The following is a 22,712-nucleotide window of genomic DNA, read 5'->3' as shown; positions in this document are numbered from 1 at the left end:
ATGATACCAAAGGAGGTTGTCTATATGAACATAAATAAATTTACGCAGAAATCATTACAGGCTGTTCAGGACTGTGAGCGCATCGCAATGGACTATGGCAACCAGGAGATTGCACAGGAGCACCTGCTTTATGCGCTGCTGACACAGGATGACAGTTTAATTGCGAAACTGACGGAAAAAATGGGACTTGATAAAAATGTCGTGACGAACCGGGTAGAAGAAGCCATTCGGAAGCGTCCGAAGGTTCAGGGAGGGCAGCAGTATGTTGGTCAGGATCTGAACAATGCTCTGGTACATGCAGAGGATGAGGCAAAACAGATGGGGGATGAATATGTATCGGTAGAACACCTTTTCCTTTCTGTTTTGAAATACGCGAGCAGAGAGATGAAAACGATATTCCGGGAGATAGGGATCAGTCGCGAGGGGTTCCTGCAGGCATTATCCACGGTTCGTGGCAATCAGCGTGTTACCAGTGATAATCCGGAAGCGACTTATGATACCCTGAATAAATACGGAATTGATCTGGTGGAGCGTGCCAGAGACCAGAAACTGGATCCGGTGATCGGACGTGATTCTGAGATTCGTAATATTATTCGGATACTTTCCCGTAAGACAAAGAACAATCCGGTTCTGATCGGAGAACCCGGTGTTGGTAAGACGGCGGTAGTAGAAGGACTGGCACAGCGAATTGTACGCGGGGATGTGCCGGAAGGATTAAAAGAAAAGACCATTTTTTCACTGGATATGGGTGCACTGGTTGCAGGTGCGAAGTACCGGGGAGAATTCGAAGAGCGACTGAAAGCCGTTCTGGAAGAAGTAAAAAACAGCGACGGTAGGATTATACTCTTCATTGATGAGCTTCACACAATCGTTGGCGCGGGAAAGACAGACGGCGCTATGGATGCGGGCAATATGCTCAAGCCAATGCTGGCAAGAGGAGAGCTGCATTGTATCGGGGCAACCACACTGGATGAATACCGGAAATACATTGAGAAAGATGCGGCACTGGAGCGTCGGTTCCAGCCGGTTCAGGTAGATGAGCCGACCGTAGAGGATTCGATCTCTATTCTGCGTGGTCTGAAAGAACGGTATGAAGTGTTCCATGGAGTAAAGATTACGGATGGAGCGCTGGTAGCAGCTGCGACATTGTCAGATCGATATATCTCAGACCGTTTCCTTCCGGATAAAGCGATTGACCTGGTAGATGAAGCATGTGCACTTGTCAAGACGGAGCTGGATTCTATGCCGGCAGAGATGGATGAACTGCAGCGTAAGATCATGCAGCTTGAGATTGAAGAGGCGGCACTGAAAAAAGAGGACGATCGTCTGAGCAAGGAAAGACTGGAACACCTGCAGCAGGAGCTGGCAGAACTTCGGGAAGAATTTGCCGGAAAGAAAGCGCAGTGGGACAATGAAAAAGTCGGGATTGAACGTGTTCAGAAGCTGCGGGAAGAGATTGAGCAGGTGAACAAAGAGATTGAAAAAGCACAGCATTCCTATGATCTGGAAAAGGCGGCAGAGCTGCAGTATGGAAGACTTCCGCAGCTGCAGAAACAGCTGGAGGCAGAAGAGGATAAGGTAAAGGATGAGGATCTGTCACTGGTACATGAAAGTGTAACGGATGATGAGATCGGACGGATTGTATCTCGTTGGACGGGAATTCCGGTTGCGAAGTTAAATGAAAGTGAGAGAAGCAAGACGCTGCATCTGGCGGAAGAGCTTCATAAGCGGGTCATTGGACAGGATGAAGGTGTGGAACTGGTAACAGAAGCAATTATCCGATCCAAAGCAGGAATCAAAGACCCTACAAAGCCGATTGGATCCTTCCTGTTCCTTGGTCCTACCGGTGTGGGTAAGACAGAACTTGCCAAGGCATTGGCAGCAAGTCTTTTTGATGATGAAAACAATATGGTTCGTATCGATATGAGCGAGTATATGGAGAAATACTCCGTGTCCCGTCTGATCGGAGCGCCTCCGGGATATGTCGGATATGACGAAGGTGGTCAGCTGACAGAAGCAGTCAGAAGAAAACCGTATTCTGTTGTATTATTTGATGAGATTGAAAAAGCACATCCGGATGTATTCAATGTATTACTTCAGGTACTGGATGACGGAAGAATTACAGATTCACAGGGCAGGACAGTAGATTTCAAGAATACGATCCTGATCATGACTTCTAATATAGGTTCTTCTTATCTTCTGGATGGAATCGACGCCTGCGGTAATATCAGCGAGGCAAGCCAGAAAGCGGTTATGGAAGATCTGAGGGCACATTTCAGACCGGAATTTTTGAATCGTCTGGATGAGACGATTATGTTCAAACCATTGACGAAAGATAATATTTATGACATTATTGACTTATTAGTAGCAGATGTCAATAAACGTCTTGCTGATAAAGAAATCTCAGTATTCCTTACAGATGCCGCAAAGAATTATGTGGTGGAAGGCGGTTATGATCCGACTTACGGGGCAAGACCTCTGAAGCGTTATCTGCAGAAGCATGTAGAGACGCTGGCTGCAAGGCTGATGCTTCAGGGAGACGTGGGTGCAGAAGATATGATCGTCATAGACGTAGAAGACGGAAAACTTGTTGCAGGGAGTCAGAGCGTGTGTCAATAATATTTCATATCGATGTAAATTCCGCTTATCTTAGCTGGAGTGCGGTAGAACAATTGAAACATGGAGCCGAAGTGGATATTCGTACCGTACCGGCGATCATTGGAGGGGATCAGAAGTCCCGCCATGGCGTGGTACTTGCGAAGTCCATTCCGGCGAAAAAATATGGCATTCACACGGGGGAACCTGTTGTGAATGCTTTTCGTAAGTGTCCGAATCTTCGAATGGAACCGCCGGATCATAAGCTGTATCACAGGTACAGTGAGAGACTGATGGAGTTCCTTCGAAGTTATACTGACAAAATTGAACAGGTCAGTGTGGATGAATGTTATATGGATTTTACGGATATAGCAGGATGTTTTCATTCTCCGGTGGAAGGTGCTCTGGAGATAAAAAATGAAGTGTACAGAAGATTTGGATTCACTGTTAATATAGGAATTTCGAACAATAAGCTGCTGGCCAAGATGGCATCTGATTTTGAAAAACCGAACAAAGTACACACGCTGTTTCCGGAAGAAATTCCAGAAAAAATGTGGCCGCTTCCAATCATAGAACTCTATATGGCGGGTCGTTCCAGTGTAGAGACACTTAAGAAGCTGGAGATTCATACAATCGGTGATCTTGCACATACGGATCCTGTGATACTGGAACTGCATCTGAAAAGTCACGGCAGGAAATTGTGGGAATTTGCCAATGGAATCGATCATTCTCAGGTAGAGACGGAGAAAGCAGAGGCGAAAGGAATTGGGAATTCTATAACATTGCCAAGAGATGTGATTACAGAAGAAGCAGCAAAGGCAGTATTAAAGGAACTGGCAGCAAGCGTAGGCGGGAGACTCAGGAAAGCCGGTCAGAAGGCGGGAATGCTGAGCGTGGAGATCAAGTATCATACATTTAAAAGCGCTTCCCATCAGAAGCAGCTGGAACGGCTGACCAATCAGGACGCAGACATCTATGAGGCATCTGTACTGCTTTTTCGGGAATTATGGAATCAGGAACCGATCCGGCTCTTGGGGATCCGAAGTTCCAAACTTGCAGAAGAAGGGGAACCGGAGCAGTTGAGTCTGTTTGATATGGAGTTTGAATCGGAAGAGGTGAGAAAGAAAAAGAAACAGTTGAACGAAGCACTGGAAAAGATACGGGGAAAATACGGTACAAACATCGTGACGAAGGGCCCGGGCAAATCACCCCTTGACAAGTAAATTAATTGTAGCTATACTTAGTCACATAAGAGCAGTTGCGGATTATATTTATATAGTTTGCGGCTGCTTTTTTGTGTAACAGGAATTTTTTTGGAATTCTCATGTTACGCAAAATGCACTGTGTGCGACAATGCACATTCTGTTTATGGAGTTGGGAAAATATATTATGAAAACATTCTGGTAAAGGAGAAAAATTGGTATGAAAAATATAAAGTGGAAAGAGGTAATGATTGACATACTTGTAGATATTGGAGCAAGTATTCTGATTGCGGTAGGTGTATATAATTTTGCATTGCATGCGAACTTTCCGGTTGCGGGTTTTTCAGGGATTGCGATTATTTTATATCACTTGTTTGGCCTTCCGGTCGGTGCGGGGACAATTCTGTTGAATGTTCCGGTGTCGATCTTCTGCTACAAATTTCTGGGGAAACAGTTTTTCCTGAAATCTGTAAAATCGATGCTTATATCATCTTTCTTTATGGATTATGTAGCGCCTCTGTTTCCGGTCTATGAGGGAAGCAGGTTTCTGGCGGCACTTTGTATGGGGATACTGGCAGGTGCAGGCTATGCCATCATCTTTATGAGAGGCTCCTCCACCGGCGGTCAGGACTTTATCAGTGTTGCAATAAAAAAAGTGAAGCCACATATTACATTGGGAATTATTACATTTGGACTGGATATGTGTACAATTATTCTGGGAACCATATTGGTATTTAAGGATGTAGATGGGCTGATATACGGTATTATCGTAACATATTTGATGGCGATCGTTATGGATCGGATCATGTACGGAATTGATGAAGGAAAGATGACACTGATCGTGACGGAGCATGGAGATGAAGTCGCAAAGCGGATTGATGAATATTCCGGAAGAGGTTCCACTATCCTGAAGGGCGTGGGAAGCTACTCAAAACAGCCAAAGGATGTAGTGATGTGTGCCTGCAATAACAAGCAGATGTATACCATCAAAAAAATGGTACATGAAATCGATCCGAAAGCATTTACGATCATTATGGAATCCAATGAAGTAGTGGGAGAAGGATTCAAAGAAGAAATATCAGAGATCTGATCACAGACCTGTCTGTGTCATTTTGTAAAGTGCATAACGTAATGAGGGACTGCTGCAAAGTGTAAAGGGTCCATATGGAGTATTCCATATTTTGCAGCAGTCCCTTTATTATGTAATAGAAATTATTTTATTCAGTGTATAATTTTACGAGTTCTGTAATAACGTCTACACTCTTATCCATGCCTTCAACGGTAATATGCTCATATGGGCCGTGGTAAGCGTGTCCACCGGTTCCGAGATTCGGACAAGGAAGTCCCTTGAAGCTTAACTGACATCCGTCTGTACCGCCGCGGATTGGAATTACCAGCGGTGCAACACCGGCTTTTTCACAGGCAGTTTTTGCATTGTCAACCAGATGCATGCAGTCTGCGATAATCTCTGCCATATTCTTATACTGATCAGTAATGGTGAGAGTTACGGTTCCATCGCCCCATTTCTCATTCATGTCTTTCTCAATCAGTCTCAGTGTGCGCTTTCTTGCTTCAAAGAAGTTCTTGTCATGATCTCTTACAATATAATTCAGAGTTGCTTCTCCAACTTCACCACTCATACTCGTCAGATGATAGAAACCTTCATAATCCTCGGTTCCGCGTGGTGTTTCCATACCCGGGAGCATAGAATTGATCTCCATGGCAACAAGGCTTGCATTGATCATGGTATCCTTGGAAGTACCAGGATGAACATTGAATCCCTTGATGTGGAAATCTGCCTTGCAGGCATTGAAGTTCTCGTACTGGATCTCGCCCTCTGTACTTCCATCCAGTGTGTATGCATAGTCAGCGTTGAAACGCTCGACATCAAAGTGAGATGCGCCGGTACCGATCTCTTCATCCGGAGTAAACGCAACGCGCAGTGGGCCGTGCGGGATATTTTCAGCCTGTATGCGTTCAATCATCGTAAGAATCTCAGCAATACCTGCCTTATCATCAGCGCCAAGTACAGTTGTTCCGTCAGAAGTAATGAGTGTCTGTCCTTTCAGATCCTTCAGGTGAGCAAAGGTATCAGGGCTTAAGCTGATTCCACTGTCTCCAAGAGCCAGTTCTTCGCCGTCGTAGTTTTCTGTGATGACCGGTTTGATATCGTGATCACAGAAGTCGGATACGGTATCCATATGAGCAATAAATCCGATAACCGGCTTATCTTCATAGCCTTCAGTTGCAGGAAGCTTTCCATACAGATAGCACTGGTCGTCCAGGAAGACATCTGTAAGTCCCAGTTCTTTCATCTCTGCTTCCAGGACTTTTGCCAGATCAAACTGACATTGGGATGATGGTACCGTATCACTGTTTTCATCACTTGGTGTACGGATGATTACATATTTTAGTAATCTTTCATAAGCTTTCATAGTAACATTCCCCTTTTCATGTGTAATTGTTTTCTCATATTACTATAGCACAATTTTTTCTTTGCTGCACAAAGAAATGATGGTATACTGTAAAAAGAATGTTGCGAAGTGTTACAGCGAAGCAATTGATTCGATAACGAAGGAGGTATCATGCGATGAAATTAACTCAGTTGTTAGAACGTTTACAATATGAAGTAATACAGGGAAAGGATGATATTGAGATCACAGAGCTGATCAATGACTCGCGGAAGGTGACGGATGGAAGTGTGTTCGTGTGTATCAGCGGAGCAGTGTCTGACGGACATACTTATGTGCAGGAGGTTGCAGGCAAAGGTGCATCGGCGGTGATCGTGGAAAAGGATGTGGAGGCACCGGAATCTCTTACGGTGATCCGTGTGGAAGATACCCGTTACGCGCTTGCACTGATGTCATGTGCATACTTCGGATATCCCGCAGAGAAACTGAAAGTCATCGGAATTACGGGAACCAAAGGAAAGACGACGACAACGTATATGGTAAAGTCCATTCTTGAAGGAGTCGGCCATAAAGTGGGACTGATCGGTACGATCGAAGCCATCATCGGAGATCAGACGATTCCGGCGAATAATACAACTCCGGAGTCCTATACGATCCAGAAGTATTTTGCACAGATGGTAGATGCCGGATGTGACAGTGTTGTAATGGAAGTGTCTTCGCAGGGGCTGATGCTGCACAGAACAGCCGGAATCCCGTTTGAGATTGGAATCTTTACGAATCTTGGAGAAGATCACATCGGACCGAATGAACATAAAGATTTTGAGGATTATAAGCGTTGTAAAGGACTTCTGTTCAGACAGTGCAGGATCGGAATTGCCAATGTAGACGATCCATGGTATGAAGATGTGTTTCGGGGAGCTACTTGTCAGGTGGAGACCTTTGGATTCTCTGAAAAGGCAGATCTTCGTGCGACAAATGTAGAACACATTTCAAGACCGGGATATCTGGGAGTAAAGTATCATGTAAGCGGACTTATGGATTTTGATGTAGAGATTGACATACCCGGGGATTTCAGTGTGTATAATTCATTGACCGCGATTGCAGTCTGCAGACATTTTGCAGTGCCGGAGGATAATATTAAGCAGGCACTTAAGGTGGCAAAAGTAAAAGGCAGGATTGAGATGATCAAGGTATCCGATGATTTTACGCTGATGATCGATTATGCACACAATGCAATGGCTCTGGAGAGCCTTCTTCTGACACTCAGAGATTACCATCCGGAGCGGATCGTTACCGTGTTCGGGTGCGGAGGTAACCGCTCGAAGACACGACGTTATGAGATGGGAGAAGTTGCCGGACGTCTGTCAGACTTTACGATCATAACATCGGATAATCCGAGATTTGAAGAGCCGCAGGCAATCATAGATGACATCATTGTCGGAATGGAGAAGACGGATGGATCCTATATTGCGATCTGTGACAGAAAAGAAGCAATCAAGTATGCGATTGAACACGGGCAGCCGGGAGACGTCATTATCCTGGCCGGCAAAGGACACGAGACATATCAGGAGATTAAGGGAATCAAATATGATATGGATGAAAGAGTCCTGATTCAGGAAGTATTAGAGGAGTTACATGTACGCTGATATTATTATCGATATTACGCACGAAAAATTAGATAAGATATTTCAATATCGCATCCCCTCTCAGTTGGAGGGGATGCTTAAGGTTGGTACGGAAGTTATCGTTCCTTTTGGGAGAAGCAATAAAGAGACCAGAGGGTACATCGTAGGCTTTTCAGAAAGCACAGAGTATGACACTGCCAGAATAAAAGAGATCTTAAAGATCGCTGAAAAGAGCGTTGCGATAGAAGCGAAACTGGTAACGCTTGCTGCCTGGATGAAAGAATACTATGGCGGAACGATGATTCAGGCATTGAAAACGGTGCTGCCAATTAAAAAAGAAGAAAAAGTCAGAGAAAAACGGCGTCTTCGGCTTCTTCTGGATGAGAAAGAGGGGAAAAGACAGCTGGATATTTATCTTCATAAGAATCAGAAAGCGAGAGCAAGACTTCTGGCAGCACTTCTGGAACAGCCGGAACAGGATTATGATCTGATGATTCGGAAGTTGAATGTGACGAGATCCGTGGTCAGAGCATTGGAAGAGCAGAAGGTTCTGGTGCTGGAATCTGAAAAGGCATACCGTAATCCGATCCATTACAGAAAGAAAGAACAGAAGGAATATGTCTATACAAAGGAACAGATCCATGCGATGGAGCGGTTCAGGAAAGACTATTGCACGGGAGTTCGGGATACGTATCTTTTATACGGAGTAACCGGGAGCGGTAAGACAGAAGTCTACATGGAGATGATTGCAGAGGTGCTGAGACAGGGAAAGCAGGTGATCGTTCTGATTCCGGAGATCGCGCTGACGTATCAGACAGTTATGCGTTTTTACGGTCGTTTTGGGGATCGTGTGTCTGTTCTGAATTCCAGGATGTCACAGGGGGAACGTTATGATCAGATCGAACGTGTGAAGGCAGAAGAAGTGGATGTGATGATCGGACCAAGATCAGCACTTTTCACCCCTTTTCCCAATCTGGGCCTGATCGTGATCGATGAGGAGCAGGAGGGAGCCTACAAAAGTGAGCAGGTGCCGAGGTATCATGCAAGAGAAACTGCAATCAGACGTGCCAGGCAGGAGGGGGCCAGTGTGGTTCTGGGTTCGGCAACTCCTTCTCTGGAAGCTTTCTATGCGTGCCAGTGTGGAAAGTATCAGATGTTGAAACTTACAGAGAGAGCGGGGAATACAAAGCTTCCGCAGGTCTATGTTACGGACATGAGAGAAGAACTGAAAAAAGGAAACCGGTCGATACTGGGAGACCGTCTGAAGGAGATGATGTGTGAGAGGCTGAAGAAGAAAGAACAGATCATGCTGTTTCTGAATCGCAGAGGATATGCGGGGTTTGTTTCTTGCAGAGCCTGTGGATATGTAGTAAAATGTCCTCATTGTGATGTGTCTTTATCTGCACATCGGGGAGGAAAGATGGTCTGCCATTACTGCGGATATGAGATGCCGTCTGTATCCACATGCCCATCCTGCGGATCTTCTTACATTGGTGGATTCCGGGCAGGAACACAGCAGATTGAAGATCTGGTGAAAAGGGAATTCCCGGAAGCGAGGGTGCTTCGTATGGATATGGACACGACCAGAACAAAGGAAGGACATGAACAGATACTGGAATCCTTTGCAAGTGAAGAAGCAGATGTTCTCATTGGAACGCAGATGATCGTAAAAGGTCATGATTTTCCGAATGTTACACTGGTTGGAATTCTTGCGGCGGATATGTCTTTGTACGCAGACGATTACCGGTCCGGAGAACGTACTTTTCAGCTTCTGACACAGGCGGCCGGAAGAGCCGGCAGAGGAAATCGGCCGGGAGAAGTGGTGATACAGTCATATAATCCGGAACATTACAGCATACAGATGGCAGCAAAGCAGGATTACGAAGGGTTCTATGAAGAAGAGATGCGGTACCGGGAACTGATGGGTTATCCGCCGGTCTCTCAGCTTCTGGCAGTTCTGATGACAGGTGCAGATGAGGAGCAGCTGCAACTGGCGGCAGAGTACCTGAAAAAGTATGTGAATCATATTGACCGGAATCAGCAGATTCAGCTCATCGGACCGGCAAGTCCTTATGTAGGCAGGGTAAATGATGTCTATCGTCTGGTGCTCTATCTGAAGTGTGAAGAGTATCAGGTTCTTGTGGAGGCTAAGAATCAGATGGAGCGTTATATAGAGATTAATCGGGGATTTGCATCGCTGAGAATTCAGTTTGATTTTAACCCAATGAATATATTTTAGCAAAAGGAGAGAATAACATGGCAATTCGAACGATTCGAGAACTTGGAGACGAGGTTCTCACAAAAAAATGTAAGGAAGTTACCAAGATGACCCTTCGGACGAAGATTTTGATCAATGATATGCTGGATACAATGTATGAGGCAATGGGGGTAGGCCTTGCAGCACCACAGGTGGGTATTCTGAAACGTATCGTAGTGATTGATGTGGGTGATGGCCCGATTGTAATGCTCAATCCACAGATTATAGAGCAGAGCGGAGAACAGACAGGCGAAGAAGGATGTCTGAGTGTTCCGGGAAAAGCCGGAGTTGTGACTCGTCCAAACTATGTGAAAGTCAAAGCACTGAATGAAGAGATGGAAGAGGTTGAGCTGGAAGGTGAAGGACTTCTTGCAAGAGCATTCTGCCATGAGATCGACCACCTGGAGGGAAAGATGTATGTAGAGCTTGCAGAGGGTGGAATTCATGATGTGAGTTACGGGGAGGAAGAATAGAATGAAAGTGATATTTATGGGAACTCCTGACTTTTCGGTGGGAACCCTGGAAGCACTGGTGAAGGCCGGGCATGAGGTGGTGCTGGCCGTGACGCAGCCGGATAAGCCCAAAGGACGAGGCGGCAAAATGCAGTATACACCGGTTAAAGAAGCAGCAGTCTCTCATGGGATTCCGGTATTCCAGCCGAAAAAAGTACGGGATCCGGCATGTATTGAGGAACTGAGAAAATACGAAGCGGATGTGATGGTGGTCATTGCTTTCGGGCAGATTCTTCCAAAAGAAATTCTGGAAATGACGCCATATGGATGCATCAATGTACATGCATCACTTCTGCCGGCGTACCGCGGAGCTGCTCCGATACAATGGGCAGTAATCAACGGAGAAAAGGTATCCGGCGTAACAACCATGCAGATGGATGAAGGCCTGGATACCGGCGATATGATCATGAAGGAAGAGATTGCATTAGAAGAAGATGAAACCGGAGGAAGTCTTCACGACAAGCTTGCGCAGGCAGGGGCAAGGCTCTGTGTGAAGACGCTGGAAGCGCTTGAAAACAAGACGGCTGTCTGGGAAAAACAGGGAGAAAGCACAACGGAATATGCAAAAATGCTGGATAAAAAGCTGGGAGATATCGACTGGAGCAAGGATGCTGTGTCGATTGAGCGACTGATCCGCGGATTGAATCCGTGGCCGAGTGCATATACAGACTGGAATGGCAAGGTAATGAAGATCTGGGAGGCAAAGGTCGTAAAAGAGCAGACATCCGAAGCCTGTGGCACGATTGTCCGGGTGGAAAAGGATGGATTCCTGGTTCAGACAGGTGACGGCCTGCTGAAAGTACTGGCCCTTCAGATACCGGGCAAGAAACGTATGGAAGCAGATGCTTTTCTGAGAGGATATCAGATTGAAGTGGGAAACAGATTTTCTTCAGAAATCATTAAGAATTGTTAAAAAAGTATGAAAAGCAGTTTTTCTGCCAGTTTTTCATATATACTATAAGATATCAGATGAGTGGTAAGGAGGCAGAAATATGTATTATCCAATGTATTTTGATCCGACATATATGCTTGTATTACTGGGTGTGATTCTCTGCATGGCAGCTTCGGCAAAGATGAATTCGACCTTTAACAAGTATTCAAGAATAAGAAATCATTCCGGAATTACCGGAAGAGAAGCTGCAGAACAGATTCTTCGCAGATCCGGTATCTATGATGTAAGAGTGGAACATGTGTCCGGCAATCTGACAGATCACTACGATCCGAAGAATAAAGTATTAAGATTGTCAGATGCAACATATAATTCCGTTTCTGTTGCTGCACTTGGAGTGGCGGCACATGAGTGCGGACATGCTGTACAGCATGCGACTGGTTATGCACCTCTGAAGATTCGAGGCAGCCTGGTGCCGGTGGCTAATTTCGGGAGTACGATCGCATGGCCGCTGATCATCATCGGACTGTTTATTGGCGGTAATTCATCGTCGCTTCTGATCAATCTTGGAATACTGGCATTTTCTTTCGCTGTATTATTCCAGATCGTGACACTTCCGGTAGAATTCAATGCATCCAGCCGTGCGCTTCGGATTCTTGGAGGCAGCGGTCTGCTCTATGAGAATGAAGTAAAGGATACCAGAAAAGTTCTGACGGCAGCGGCGCTTACCTATGTAGCCGGTACTGCTTCTGCAATCCTGCAGCTTTTACGTATTATATTGCTGACGGGCGGCAGAAGGAACGATTAGGTGAGAAGAGGAATGAGATGGAGGATAAGCTATGGCGTCGTCTGTGAATGAGCGGGAACTTGTGCTGGATACGCTGTTAATGATTACGAGGGATGGGGAATACAGTCACATTGTTCTGAAAAATGTTCTGGACCAATATCAATATCTTGAGAAAAAGGAGCGTGCGTTTATCACGAGAGTGGTAAATGGCACGCTTGAACGCATGATAGAAATCGATGCAGTCATCAATCAGTTTTCCAAAGTAAGAGTGAATAAGATGAAACCGGTGATACGGACTATCCTGAGATTGTCAGTATATCAGATGCTTTATATGGACAGCGTGCCGGATTCAGCCGTATGCAATGAGGCAGTCAAGCTTGCACAGAAACGGGGGTTCGTGAACCTGAAGGGATTCGTCAACGGTGTTCTTCGTAATATAGGAAGAAATAAAGACAAGATACAGTATCCGGATGAGGAGGATACGCTGGCATGGCTGTCGATGCGATATTCTTTGCCGGAATGGATTCTGAAAGAATGGCTTTCTGTATATGACAGGGAGACTGTGGAGCGTATGGCAGCAGAATTTCTGGAGGAAAAGCCATTGACAGTCAGATACAACGAAAGAAAGGTCGGTCGGGAAGAGTTCCTTCGCAGACTGGAGAAAGAAGGAGTGACTGTGAGGGAGGATCCGAATATCCAGTGTGCAATGTATCTGTCAGGATATGATCACCTGTCTGGGCTTCCAAGCTTTCAGGAGGGTCTTTTTCAGGTACAGGACTTAAGCTCCATGCAGGTTGCGCTGTGGGCAGACCCCAGGAGGGATGATTATGTCATAGATGTGTGTGCGGCTCCGGGAGGCAAAGCGCTTCACATCGCAGAGCTTTTGAATGGTACCGGTCATGTGGAAGCCAGAGATCTGTCAGAGTACAAGACAGGGCTGATTCGGGATAATATCTTAAGAAGCGGACTCACGAATATAGAGGCGGTCTGCAGGGATGCAACGGTGTATGATGCGGATGCGTCCGGAAAAGCTGATATAGTAATTGCCGATCTTCCGTGTTCAGGGCTTGGAGTTCTCGGGAAAAAGCCGGATCTGAAATATAAGATGACCGAGCAGACGCAAAAAGATCTGGAGAAGCTTCAGCGTCAGATACTGTCTGTTGTACAGACGTATGTAAAGCCCGGTGGGAAGCTGCTGTACAGTACCTGTACGATCAACAGAGGAGAGAACGAAGAGAATGCCTGCTGGTTTCAGGAGACATTTCCGGAATTCGATCTGGTAAGAGAGAAGCAGATGCTTCCGGGAAACGATGCCGGAGACGGATTCTATATTGCAATGTTTCAGAGGAAAGATCATGGATAAAAAAGATATATGTTCCTGTAATTATGAAGAGTTAAAAGAAGAGATGTTAGAAATCGGAGAGAAAGCGTTCCGAAGTAAGCAGATCTATGAGTGGCTTCATGTGAAGCTTGCCGACAGTTTTGAGGAGATGACCAATCTGTCCAAGAGCCTGAGGGAAAAGCTGGATACGCACTATGAGATCCGTAAGGTAAAGATGATCGAACATCAGATATCAGAAGTGGATCCGACAGAAAAGTTTTTGTTTGAACTGAATGACGGCAATATGATTGAAAGTGTTTTAATGAAATATAATTATGGTAATTCCGTATGTATTTCTTCGCAGGCGGGATGCCGGATGGGATGCCGTTTCTGTGCATCCACGATCGGTGGTCTGGAGAGAAATCTGGAGCCTTCGGAGATGCTCAGACAAATCTATCATATACAGAAGGTGTCTGGGGAGAGAATATCGAACGTGGTAGTCATGGGAACGGGAGAACCACTGGATAATTACGATAATTTTGTGAAATTTATTCATATGCTGAGCGATGAACATGGGCTGAATATCGGTCAGCGTAATATTACGGCATCGACCTGTGGAATCGTACCAAATATGAAACGGCTTGCAGAAGAGGGGCTTCAGATTACGCTTGCACTGTCACTTCATGGTTCCAGTCAGGAAAAACGAAAGAAGCTGATGCCGGTGGCTAATAAGTATCAATTGGAAGAAGTTCTGGAGGCATGTGATTACTATTTTGAAAAGACAGGAAGAAGAATTACATTTGAATACAGTCTGGTTAAAGGTGTGAATGATCAGCCGGATGACGTCAGAGAACTGACAGCGATTCTGAAAAAAAGAAACTGTCATCTGAATCTGATTCCGGTCAATCCGATCAAAGAAAGAGATTTTAAGAAACCAGACAGGAAAAATGCCCTGGAATTCAAAAATAAACTTGAAAAAAACGGAATTAATGTTACTATAAGAAGGGAAAGAGGCTCTGATATTGACGGGGCCTGCGGACAGCTGCGGAGACGACATGCTGCCGCCGATAAAGGAGAAGCAGATGAAATTATATGCAATGACTGATGTGGGAAGGAAACGCGAGGTCAATCAGGATTATGTATATGTGACGGATCAACCGATTGGTCCATTCCCCAACCTGCTTGCGGTTGCCGATGGAATGGGAGGCCACAAGGCAGGAGATTTTGCGTCCAAATATACAGTGAATGTGTTGAAAGAAGAACTTCAGCAGACACCTTTGAATAAGCCTGAGGAGATCCTGCGCAACGTAGTCAGTGTTGCAAACCATAAGCTGATTGAAGCTGCGGCAACTGATATTAAACTGGAAGGAATGGGTACGACACTGGTTGCTGCGACAATCGTTGGTAATACACTGTATTTTGCAAATGTGGGAGACAGCAGGCTGTATCTGATCAATGATAAGATTCGTCAGCTTTCCAAGGATCATTCCCTTGTAGAGGAGATGGTTCGTCTCGGAGGAATCAAAGCCGAAGAGGCCAGAAATCATCCGGACAAGAATATTATTACACGGGCAATCGGAGTAAAGAAAGACGTAGAAGCAGATATCTATGAATATCGTCTGAAAAGGGGAGATACGATATTGATGTGTACAGATGGACTCAGCAATATGGTTGAAGACGAGGATATGTTTGACATTGTAAAGGGTGCCCGGGATGTAGTAGAAGCAGTGCAGATGTTGATTGAAAAGGCAAATAGCAATGGTGGGAGAGATAATATAGGGGTTATCATAGCAGAGCCACTTGCAGATGAGGTGAGTGTATGGTAAAAGATGGAATATTTCTGGGAAAACGATATGAAGTGCTCAGCAAGATTGGTGCCGGCGGTATGGCGGATGTCTATAAAGGCAAAGATACCATGCTGAATCGTTACGTGGCGATCAAAGTATTAAAGAAAGAGTACAAAGAAGATGAGAATTTTGTGCGTAAATTCCGTTCTGAAGCACAGGCGGCAGCGGGGCTTATGCATCCGAATATTGTGAATGTATACGATGTTGGTGAAGACCGCGGCCTGAATTATATGGTTATGGAGTTGGTCGAGGGAATTACGTTAAAGGAATACATTGAAAGAAAAGGAAGATTGTCCCACAAAGAGACGATCAGTATTGCAATACAGATGTGCAGCGGTATTGGCGCGGCACATGCGGCAAATATCATTCACAGAGATATTAAACCGCATAATATTATTATATCCAGAGATGGGAAGGTAAAAGTAACGGATTTTGGAATTGCCAAGGCAACAACTTCCAATACGGTCAGTACCAATGCAATGGGTTCCGTTCATTATACTTCTCCGGAGCAGGCAAGAGGTGGATTCAGTGATCAGAAGAGTGACATCTATTCTATTGGTATTACGCTCTTTGAGATGGTAACGGGACAGGTGCCATTTGATGGGGATTCTACCGTGGCGGTTGCGATGAAGCATCTTCAGCAGGAGATCACGCCGCCTTCCGATCTGGTTCCGGATATTCCGTACAGTCTGGAACAGATCATATTAAAATGTACGCAGAAAAATTCTGAACGAAGATATAAGAGTACCGGGGAACTGATTCAGGATCTGAAGCGTTCACTTGTGGATCCGGACGGTGACTTTGTAGTAATTCCGCCGCTTCGGAATGCAGATACAGTCATTATCACGGATGATGAACTGGATAATATCCGCAGTTCATATGATGATGATGATGATTACGACGACGAATATGACGATGAGTATGATGATTACGATGACGACGATGATGATGACGATGATGATTACGACGACGATGATTATGCGCCAAGACGTGGGAAAAAGGGGAGATCTTCCGATGAAGTAAATCCACGCATGGGAAAGATTATGAAGATCCTGACAATCGTGGTCGCTGTGATCATTGTATTCATACTGGTATTTACCATTGGTAAAGCAGCAGGTGTATTCAAGTTTGGACCGTCACTCAGTTCTGAGGAGACAGAAGAGAAGGTCAAAGTGCCAAACGTTGTGGGAATGACAGAAGAGGAGGCAAAAGAAACTCTGAATAAAAAGGGCCTTGGCTTTAAGGTGGATGAACGGAAAGAATCTAAAAAATATGAAGAAGGAACAGTATCCGAGCAGAAAACAGAGGCTGGAGAAAGAGTAGCGAAAAACACAACGATCCACGTGGTGATCAGCTCGGGGCTGGTCGGAGATAAGATCCCTGTTCCGGATGTAAGCGGAAAGAGTGAAGATGAGGCTCAGAAAGCATTGAAAAATGCGGGATTCAATAAGATATCTTCCGAGTTTGAATACAGTGACGACGTAGAAGAGGGAAAAGTGATTGGAACCACACCGTCAGCAGGAGCAGAAGCAACCAAGGAAACAGAGATCGTTATGAAGGTCAGCAAGGGAAGCGATAAGAAGACGGTTCCAAATCTTCTCGGAAAAGAAGATTCCGAAGCACAGAGTATGATCAAGAGTGCAGGACTGTCCGTCGGAAAAGTGACGTATGATTATAATGACAATGTTCCTAAGGGACAGGTGGTATCACAGTCAGTGGACGCAGGTTCTAAGGTTGCGGAAGGTACAGAGATTGACATTGTGGTAAGTAACGGTGCAAAACCGGAAGAAAAGATACAGGTGCAGAGCTTTGTAGGTAAAGCGGAAAGTGAACTGAAAAACTGGGCTGCATCCAATGGTCTGTATACCAATGTATCCGGTTCACAGCACAGTGATACTTATCCGAAGGGATGTATTATCTCTCAGAGTCCACCGTCCGGAAGTGTATCCAAGGGGGAGACAATTAGTTATATCATCAGCCTTGGACCAAGCCAGTCCGGTGATTCGGAAGGAACAGATACGAATTAAAAACAGAAAGAATAGTCAGACAGGATTATTTTATGAAGGGAAAGATTATAAAGGGTATTGCAGGATTCTACTACGTTCATGTAGTAGAATCCGCTGTTTATGAATGCAAAGCAAAAGGTGTGTTTCGCAAGGAAAAAGTAAAACCTCTGGTAGGCGATAATGTGGAGATCGAGGTGCTGGATGAGAACTCCAGGACCGGTAATATTGTAAGGCTTCTTCCGCGAAAGAATGAACTGATACGTCCGGCGGTAGCTAATATTGACCAGGCGCTGGTTGTGTTTGCAATCGCCAAGCCCGATCCACACTTTAATCTCCTGGATCGTTTTCTGGTTATGATGGAAAGTAAGGAGATACCGGTTATCCTTTGCTTTAATAAAGAGGATATTGCAGAGGAATCACAGGTGGAACAATTAAAGTCCGTGTATGGAAAATGTGGATGTCCTCTGCTTTTTGTCAGTGCGAAGGAAGAACAGAATATAGAACAGATCCGTCGTATGCTGCATGGAAAGATGACTGCAATTGCCGGGCCTTCCGGTGTGGGTAAATCTTCAATCATCAATCTGCTGCAGCCGGAAGCAAATATGGAGACCGGAGCAATCAGCAGCAAGATTGAGAGAGGCAGACACACCACAAGACATTCTGAATTATTTGCAATTGATGAAAACTCATATATCATGGATACACCGGGATTCAGTTCGCTCTATGTAAATGATTTTGAAAAAGAGGAACTGAAGTACTGTTTTCCGGAGTTTATGGAGTATGAAGGCATGTGCAGGTTTCAGGGATGTGACCATGTGCACGAACCGGACTGTGCAGTAAAGCAGGCGGTAAATGAAGGGAAGATTCACAGGATCCGATATGAGGATTATCTTGAAATATATGAAGAAATGAAGAATAAGAGGAGGTATTAGCGGTGAAATATGTATTATCCCCGTCCATTCTTTCGGCAGACTTTAAAATACTGGGGGAGGAAATGAGAAAAACCGAAAAAAATGGTGCTGGATATATTCATTTTGATGTTATGGATGGATTATTTGTGCCGAGTATATCTTTTGGAATTCCGGTCCTGGCTTCCATTCACAGTGCGACGGAACAGGTAATGGATGTACATCTGATGATACAGGAGCCGTTCCGTTATATTGAGGAATTTCAAAAGGCAGGAGCAGACATTGTTACAATCCACCTGGAAGCCTGTGAAGATGTGAAGGCGACTCTGGATAAGATCCATGCGTGTGGTATGAAAGCCGGATTATCCATCTGTCCGGAGACAGAGGCAGAAGCGCTTGAACCCTATCTTGCAGATGTGGACATGATTCTGGTTATGAGTGTACATCCCGGATTTGGCGGACAGAAGTTTATTCCGGAATCACTAGATAAGATTCGTAAGGTACGTGATATGGTGGAAAAAAGAGAAGTTTTTGCTGACATACAGGTGGACGGAGGGGTTCATCTCGGTAATGTCCGGGAAGTTCTGGATGCAGGAGCAAATGTGATTGTTGCCGGATCGGCAGTTTTCAAAGGCGATGCGGGACAGAATACAAAAGAGTTTATGGAGATATTAAAGGATTATGAGTAAGAGGATTGTGATAATCAGCGGAGGGAAACTGAATGAGGAGTTTGCTCTTTCTGTTTTGAATAAGGAGAAAAATGACTGGATTATTGGTGTGGACAAAGGAATGGAATTCCTGTATCGCCATAAGATCCTTCCGAATTATATAGTGGGAGATTTTGACAGTGTGAAAGAGGAAATTGCGGATTATTATCGCAATGAAACCAGTGTTCCGATCAGGGAGTTTAATCCGGTAAAAGATGCGTCTGATACGGAGATTGCAATACGGCTTGCCATGACGATTGGCTGTAAAGAATTGATTATCCTTGGTGCTACCGGAGGACGAATCGATCATCTCTGGGCCAATGTGCAGAGTCTCAGCATTCCATTTAAGGCAGGGATCGATGCCGTGATTCTGGACAGTCAGAATCTGATCCGCCTGATCGGAGGAGGGAAGACTGTACTGAAAAAAGAAGAAGCGTACGGACCGTATTTTTCAGTATTTCCGCTTGGAGAAGAGATCTTCGGCTTCAGTATCACAGGGGCGAAATACCCGCTCAGTAACCATATACTGACGCCGTATAACAGTCTCTGTGTCAGCAATCAGATCGAGGGTGATGAGGTGACGATCAGTTTTCCGACCGGAACAGTGATTCTGATGCAGACACGGGATCAGGAAAAGTAGAAGAGATGTTATTCTGATTTATTCACAAAAAAGTCCGAATATGATATACTGATTATCGTTGTGTTTGGATTATCAGGCTTTGAGGAGGTAATATAGAAGATGAAATTAGGTATCGTTGGATTACCAAATGTGGGAAAAAGTACATTGTTTAATTCGTTGACAAAAGCGGGAGCGGAATCGGCCAACTATCCATTCTGTACCATTGATCCGAATGTGGGTGTGGTTACAGTACCGGATGAGAGACTGAATGTCTTGGGAGAGATGTATCATACGAAAAAGATTATTCCGGCTGCAATCGAATTTGTTGATATTGCAGGTCTGGTAAAAGGCGCTTCCAAAGGAGAGGGGCTTGGAAACCAGTTTCTTGCAAATATTCGTGAAGTAGATGCGATTGTACATGTAGTAAGATGCTTTGAGGATACGAATATTGTGCATGTAGATGGCAGTATTAATCCGCTGAGAGACATTGAGACAATTAATTTTGAGCTTATTTTTTCTGATCTTGAGATATTGGAAAGAAGAATTGCCAAGACAGTCAAGGTTGCAAGAAATGATAAATCTGCAGCGAAAGAACTGGAGCTGCTGAAAAAGATCAAAGAACATCTGGAAGAAGGAAAGCTTGCAAAAACATTTGACGGTGCAGAAGATGAGGATGAGCAGGCATGGTTGGAGAGCTATAATCTGCTGACTTACAAGCCGGTGATCTATGCGGCAAATGTCGCAGAAGATGATTTGGCAGATGATGGTGTTTCTAATGCAGGGGTTCAGGCTGTACGAGAATATGCGGCATCTGAAGAAAGTGAGGTCTTTGTGGTATGTGCACAGATCGAACAGGAGATTGCGGAGCTGGACGATGATGAAAAGAAGATGTTTCTGGAGGATCTCGGGCTTTCTGAGTCAGGTCTGGAAAAATTGATTAAAGCAAGTTATAAACTTCTCGGGTTGATCAGTTACCTGACAGCAGGCGAGCCGGAAGTTCGTGCATGGACGATTACCAGAGGAACAAAAGCACCTCAGGCAGCAGGAAAGATTCACTCTGATTTTGAAAGAGGATTTATCCGTGCGGAAGTGGTATCCTATGATGATCTGATTGCGTGTGGAACTCATGCGGCGGCAAAGGAAAAGGGGCTGATCCGTCTGGAAGGAAAGGATTATGTTGTGCAGGACGGCGATATCATGCTGTTCCGGTTCAATGTATAAGAAATGAGTAAAAGGAAGTCGGTTAACAGATGCACAGAACAATAGATTTCCCGAATATCGGGATTCATTTAACATCCGTCGGAGATCATATCACTATCTTTGGCTTTGATATTGCATATTATGGAATCGTTATAGGACTTGGAATTCTTGCGGGACTTTTGATTGCTGTTGCCGAAGCAAAAAGGAGCGGTCAGAATCCGGAAGTATACTATGATCTGGTTATATATGCTGTCATTTTTTCTATCATAGGAGCCAGATTGTATTATGTGATCTTCTCATGGAATATGTATAAGGATGATCTGAAGAGCATTCTGAATATCAGGCAGGGAGGACTTGCAATCTACGGAGGTGTGATTGCGGCAATTATTACGGTTTTTGTGTTTGCAAAAGTGAGAAAGTTGTCACCGTATCTGATCTTTGATACAGCCGGTTTGGGACTGGTGGCCGGTCAGATGATCGGAAGATGGGGTAATTTCTTTAACAGAGAGGCATTTGGAGAATATACGGACAGTCTTCTTGCGATGCGGCTTCCTGAGGATGCGGTGCGACAGTCTGATATTACGGAACTGATGCGGCAGAATATGGCAACCATAAAGGGCGTGAATTATATACAGGTACATCCGACGTATCTGTATGAGTCGTTGTGGTGTCTGATGGTATTGGTGATCATGCTGCTGTATCGTAAACATAAAAAGTTTGACGGAGAAGTGTTTCTGGTATATTTACTGGGATATGGACTGGGAAGAGTCTGGATTGAAGGCCTTCGAACGGATCAGCTGCTTCTTCCGAAGATTGGACTGCCGGTTTCACAGATGCTTGCAGGAGTGATCGTGATCGTCTCGCTGGTATTGATATTATATAATCGCAGAAAATGTAAAAAAGAAATATAGAGTCATCTCGCGGGAGAAAAAGCGGGTGTTTCAAAACTATGAAAATGATAAATCATGGTTTTGAAACACCCGCTTTTTTGTTGAACTTTATAATCCGGAAATCCTGGAAAGTGCTGCTTTGTCTGCAACGATGGTTACATCGTTATGTAACTGGAGAATCGAAGCCGGAACAGCAGGAGTGATCGGACCGTGAAGAACCTCATTCAGAATCTCGGCTTTGCTTTCACCACTTACAATCACAAGGATCTTTCTGGCCTGCATGATGCTTTTGATTCCCATGGTATAAGCCTGCTTTGGAACTTCGTCCTCAGAGTCAAAGAAGCGTTTGTTTGCTTCTATCGTGCTTTCTGTTAAATCTACACAATGTGTTTCCTTTTCGAATGCAGCACCAGGTTCATTGAATCCAATGTGTCCATTATGTCCAAGGCCAAGTAACTGGAGGTCGATGCCTCCTTCACGGGTAATGATCTGATTGTACTCACTACATGCCTTTTCTGAATCAGCTTCCAGCCCGTCCGGCACAAAAGTACGTGTTTTATCGATATTTACATGGTTGAAAAGATTGGTATTCATAAAGTAGCGATAGCTCTGATCGTTGTCAGGTCCCAATCCCTTATATTCATCCAGATTAATGCTTGTTACCTGGGAAAAATCAAGGTCTCCTTTTTTGTACCATTCAATCAGCTGCTGGTAAGTTCCTACAGGTGAGGAACCGGTCGCCAGACCGAGAACACAGTTTGGCTTCATAATAATCTGTGCTGAGATAATATTTGCGGCTTTACGGCTCATGTCCTGATAATTTTCTGCCTGATAAATTGTCATGTTTTTCATTTCCTTTCTTCATATATTGTTTTGATTTTGAGTATGAATTGTAGAATAACGCAATGGGATTGCGTTAACAATTTTAAAGTATAC

19 protein-coding genes are annotated in these 22,712 nt (G+C 44.7%); 17 read left to right on the top strand and 2 right to left on the bottom strand.

Going from position 1 to position 22,712, the window contains the following annotated elements; translation table 11 throughout:
- Positions 1–24 precede the first annotated feature (24 nt).
- The 3 genes from clpB (at position 25) to JQM82_RS02790 (ending at position 4,887) form a co-directional block, all read left to right on the top strand.
- Positions 25–2,619, top strand: coding sequence for an ATP-dependent chaperone ClpB (gene clpB, locus JQM82_RS02800; RefSeq protein WP_235248474.1), 2,595 nt, complete (start codon positions 25–27; stop codon positions 2,617–2,619).
- Entirely contained in the window at positions 2,610–3,818 is a 1,209-nt protein-coding gene (locus tag JQM82_RS02795) for a DNA polymerase Y family protein (RefSeq protein ID WP_235248473.1), read from the top strand. The genes clpB and JQM82_RS02795 overlap by 10 nt, the downstream gene beginning before the upstream one ends.
- Positions 3,819–4,017: 199 nt before the next feature.
- The gene (locus JQM82_RS02790; RefSeq protein ID WP_235248472.1) at positions 4,018–4,887 is read left to right on the top strand and encodes a YitT family protein; all 870 of its coding nucleotides are present in this window, start codon (positions 4,018–4,020) and stop codon (positions 4,885–4,887) included.
- Positions 4,888–5,014: 127 nt separating this feature from the next.
- On the opposite strand, the gene pepT is transcribed toward JQM82_RS02790, so the two are convergent.
- Entirely contained in the window at positions 5,015–6,232 is a 1,218-nt protein-coding gene (gene pepT, locus JQM82_RS02785) for a peptidase T (RefSeq protein WP_235248471.1), read from the bottom strand.
- Between the two features lie 155 nt (positions 6,233–6,387).
- Here pepT and JQM82_RS02780 point away from each other — a divergent pair, with 155 nt between their 5' ends.
- The 14 genes from JQM82_RS02780 (at position 6,388) to lgt (ending at position 21,797) form a co-directional block, all read left to right on the top strand.
- The gene (locus JQM82_RS02780; RefSeq protein WP_235248470.1) at positions 6,388–7,854 is read left to right on the top strand and encodes a UDP-N-acetylmuramoyl-L-alanyl-D-glutamate--2,6-diaminopimelate ligase; all 1,467 of its coding nucleotides are present in this window, start codon (positions 6,388–6,390) and stop codon (positions 7,852–7,854) included.
- Positions 7,844–10,072 (top strand): replication restart helicase PriA, encoded by a 2,229-nt coding sequence (gene priA, locus JQM82_RS02775; RefSeq protein ID WP_235248469.1) that lies wholly within the window; start codon positions 7,844–7,846, stop codon positions 10,070–10,072. The genes JQM82_RS02780 and priA overlap by 11 nt, the downstream gene beginning before the upstream one ends.
- 17 nt (positions 10,073–10,089) lie before the next feature.
- Positions 10,090–10,563, top strand: coding sequence for a peptide deformylase (def, locus tag JQM82_RS02770; protein ID WP_235248468.1), 474 nt, complete (start codon positions 10,090–10,092; stop codon positions 10,561–10,563).
- A gap of 1 nt (position 10,564) precedes the next feature.
- On the top strand, positions 10,565–11,515 hold the full coding sequence (gene fmt / locus JQM82_RS02765; RefSeq protein WP_235248467.1) for a methionyl-tRNA formyltransferase: 951 nt from the start codon (positions 10,565–10,567) through the stop codon (positions 11,513–11,515).
- Between the two features lie 79 nt (positions 11,516–11,594).
- Complete coding sequence (locus tag JQM82_RS02760) at positions 11,595–12,299, top strand: zinc metallopeptidase (RefSeq protein WP_235248466.1); 705 nt, start codon at positions 11,595–11,597, stop codon at positions 12,297–12,299.
- A gap of 31 nt (positions 12,300–12,330) precedes the next feature.
- Entirely contained in the window at positions 12,331–13,641 is a 1,311-nt protein-coding gene (rsmB, locus tag JQM82_RS02755; RefSeq protein ID WP_235248465.1) for a 16S rRNA (cytosine(967)-C(5))-methyltransferase RsmB, read from the top strand.
- A complete protein-coding gene (gene rlmN / locus JQM82_RS02750; RefSeq protein ID WP_235248463.1) occupies positions 13,634–14,704 on the top strand; it encodes a 23S rRNA (adenine(2503)-C(2))-methyltransferase RlmN in 1,071 nt (356 codons plus the stop codon). Before rsmB ends, rlmN begins: the two co-directional genes overlap by 8 nt.
- On the top strand, positions 14,682–15,425 hold the full coding sequence (locus JQM82_RS02745; protein ID WP_235248461.1) for a Stp1/IreP family PP2C-type Ser/Thr phosphatase: 744 nt from the start codon (positions 14,682–14,684) through the stop codon (positions 15,423–15,425). The genes rlmN and JQM82_RS02745 overlap by 23 nt, the downstream gene beginning before the upstream one ends.
- Positions 15,419–17,473, top strand: coding sequence for a Stk1 family PASTA domain-containing Ser/Thr kinase (gene pknB, locus JQM82_RS02740; protein WP_235248459.1), 2,055 nt, complete (start codon positions 15,419–15,421; stop codon positions 17,471–17,473). The genes JQM82_RS02745 and pknB overlap by 7 nt, the downstream gene beginning before the upstream one ends.
- Before the next feature lie 32 nt (positions 17,474–17,505).
- Entirely contained in the window at positions 17,506–18,384 is an 879-nt protein-coding gene (gene rsgA / locus JQM82_RS02735; protein ID WP_235248457.1) for a ribosome small subunit-dependent GTPase A, read from the top strand.
- Between the two features lie 2 nt (positions 18,385–18,386).
- Entirely contained in the window at positions 18,387–19,049 is a 663-nt protein-coding gene (gene rpe / locus JQM82_RS02730; protein ID WP_235248455.1) for a ribulose-phosphate 3-epimerase, read from the top strand.
- Positions 19,042–19,707 (top strand): thiamine diphosphokinase, encoded by a 666-nt coding sequence (locus JQM82_RS02725; RefSeq protein ID WP_235248453.1) that lies wholly within the window; start codon positions 19,042–19,044, stop codon positions 19,705–19,707. Before rpe ends, JQM82_RS02725 begins: the two co-directional genes overlap by 8 nt.
- Before the next feature lie 99 nt (positions 19,708–19,806).
- Positions 19,807–20,907 (top strand): redox-regulated ATPase YchF, encoded by a 1,101-nt coding sequence (gene ychF, locus JQM82_RS02720; protein ID WP_235248451.1) that lies wholly within the window; start codon positions 19,807–19,809, stop codon positions 20,905–20,907.
- A gap of 29 nt (positions 20,908–20,936) precedes the next feature.
- Complete coding sequence (lgt, locus tag JQM82_RS02715) at positions 20,937–21,797, top strand: prolipoprotein diacylglyceryl transferase (RefSeq protein ID WP_235248450.1); 861 nt, start codon at positions 20,937–20,939, stop codon at positions 21,795–21,797.
- Between the two features lie 87 nt (positions 21,798–21,884).
- Here the strand turns inward: lgt and nagB are convergent, their stop codons facing one another.
- Entirely contained in the window at positions 21,885–22,619 is a 735-nt protein-coding gene (gene nagB, locus JQM82_RS02710; protein WP_235248448.1) for a glucosamine-6-phosphate deaminase, read from the bottom strand.
- Positions 22,620–22,712: the final 93 nt, after the last annotated feature.

Origin of the sequence: Faecalicatena contorta (genome assembly GCF_021531995.1) — a bacterium.
Lineage (GTDB): Bacteria > Bacillota > Clostridia > Lachnospirales > Lachnospiraceae > Dorea_A > Dorea_A contorta_A.
Note: the sequence above shows the minus strand (reverse complement) of the source record. Positions and strands in the feature narration are given on the sequence as shown.

Excerpts from the sequence above, each read along its gene's own strand:
- lgt (WP_235248450.1), top strand. The coding sequence starts at position 20,937 with ATGCACAGAACAATAGATTTCCCGAATATCGGGATTCATTTAACATCC.
- JQM82_RS02745 (WP_235248461.1), top strand. The coding sequence starts at position 14,682 with ATGAAATTATATGCAATGACTGATGTGGGAAGGAAACGCGAGGTCAAT.
- JQM82_RS02725 (WP_235248453.1), top strand. The coding sequence starts at position 19,042 with ATGAGTAAGAGGATTGTGATAATCAGCGGAGGGAAACTGAATGAGGAG.
- fmt (WP_235248467.1), top strand. The coding sequence starts at position 10,565 with ATGAAAGTGATATTTATGGGAACTCCTGACTTTTCGGTGGGAACCCTG.
- priA (WP_235248469.1), top strand. The coding sequence starts at position 7,844 with ATGTACGCTGATATTATTATCGATATTACGCACGAAAAATTAGATAAG.
- rlmN (WP_235248463.1), top strand. The coding sequence starts at position 13,634 with ATGGATAAAAAAGATATATGTTCCTGTAATTATGAAGAGTTAAAAGAA.
- pknB (WP_235248459.1), top strand. The coding sequence starts at position 15,419 with ATGGTAAAAGATGGAATATTTCTGGGAAAACGATATGAAGTGCTCAGC.
- JQM82_RS02780 (WP_235248470.1), top strand. The coding sequence starts at position 6,388 with ATGAAATTAACTCAGTTGTTAGAACGTTTACAATATGAAGTAATACAG.
- ychF (WP_235248451.1), top strand. The coding sequence starts at position 19,807 with ATGAAATTAGGTATCGTTGGATTACCAAATGTGGGAAAAAGTACATTG.
- pepT (WP_235248471.1), bottom strand. The coding sequence starts at position 6,232 with ATGAAAGCTTATGAAAGATTACTAAAATATGTAATCATCCGTACACCA.
- def (WP_235248468.1), top strand. The coding sequence starts at position 10,090 with ATGGCAATTCGAACGATTCGAGAACTTGGAGACGAGGTTCTCACAAAA.
- clpB (WP_235248474.1), top strand. The coding sequence starts at position 25 with ATGAACATAAATAAATTTACGCAGAAATCATTACAGGCTGTTCAGGAC.
- JQM82_RS02790 (WP_235248472.1), top strand. The coding sequence starts at position 4,018 with ATGAAAAATATAAAGTGGAAAGAGGTAATGATTGACATACTTGTAGAT.
- nagB (WP_235248448.1), bottom strand. The coding sequence starts at position 22,619 with ATGACAATTTATCAGGCAGAAAATTATCAGGACATGAGCCGTAAAGCC.
- JQM82_RS02760 (WP_235248466.1), top strand. The coding sequence starts at position 11,595 with ATGTATTATCCAATGTATTTTGATCCGACATATATGCTTGTATTACTG.
- rsmB (WP_235248465.1), top strand. The coding sequence starts at position 12,331 with ATGGCGTCGTCTGTGAATGAGCGGGAACTTGTGCTGGATACGCTGTTA.
- rsgA (WP_235248457.1), top strand. The coding sequence starts at position 17,506 with ATGAAGGGAAAGATTATAAAGGGTATTGCAGGATTCTACTACGTTCAT.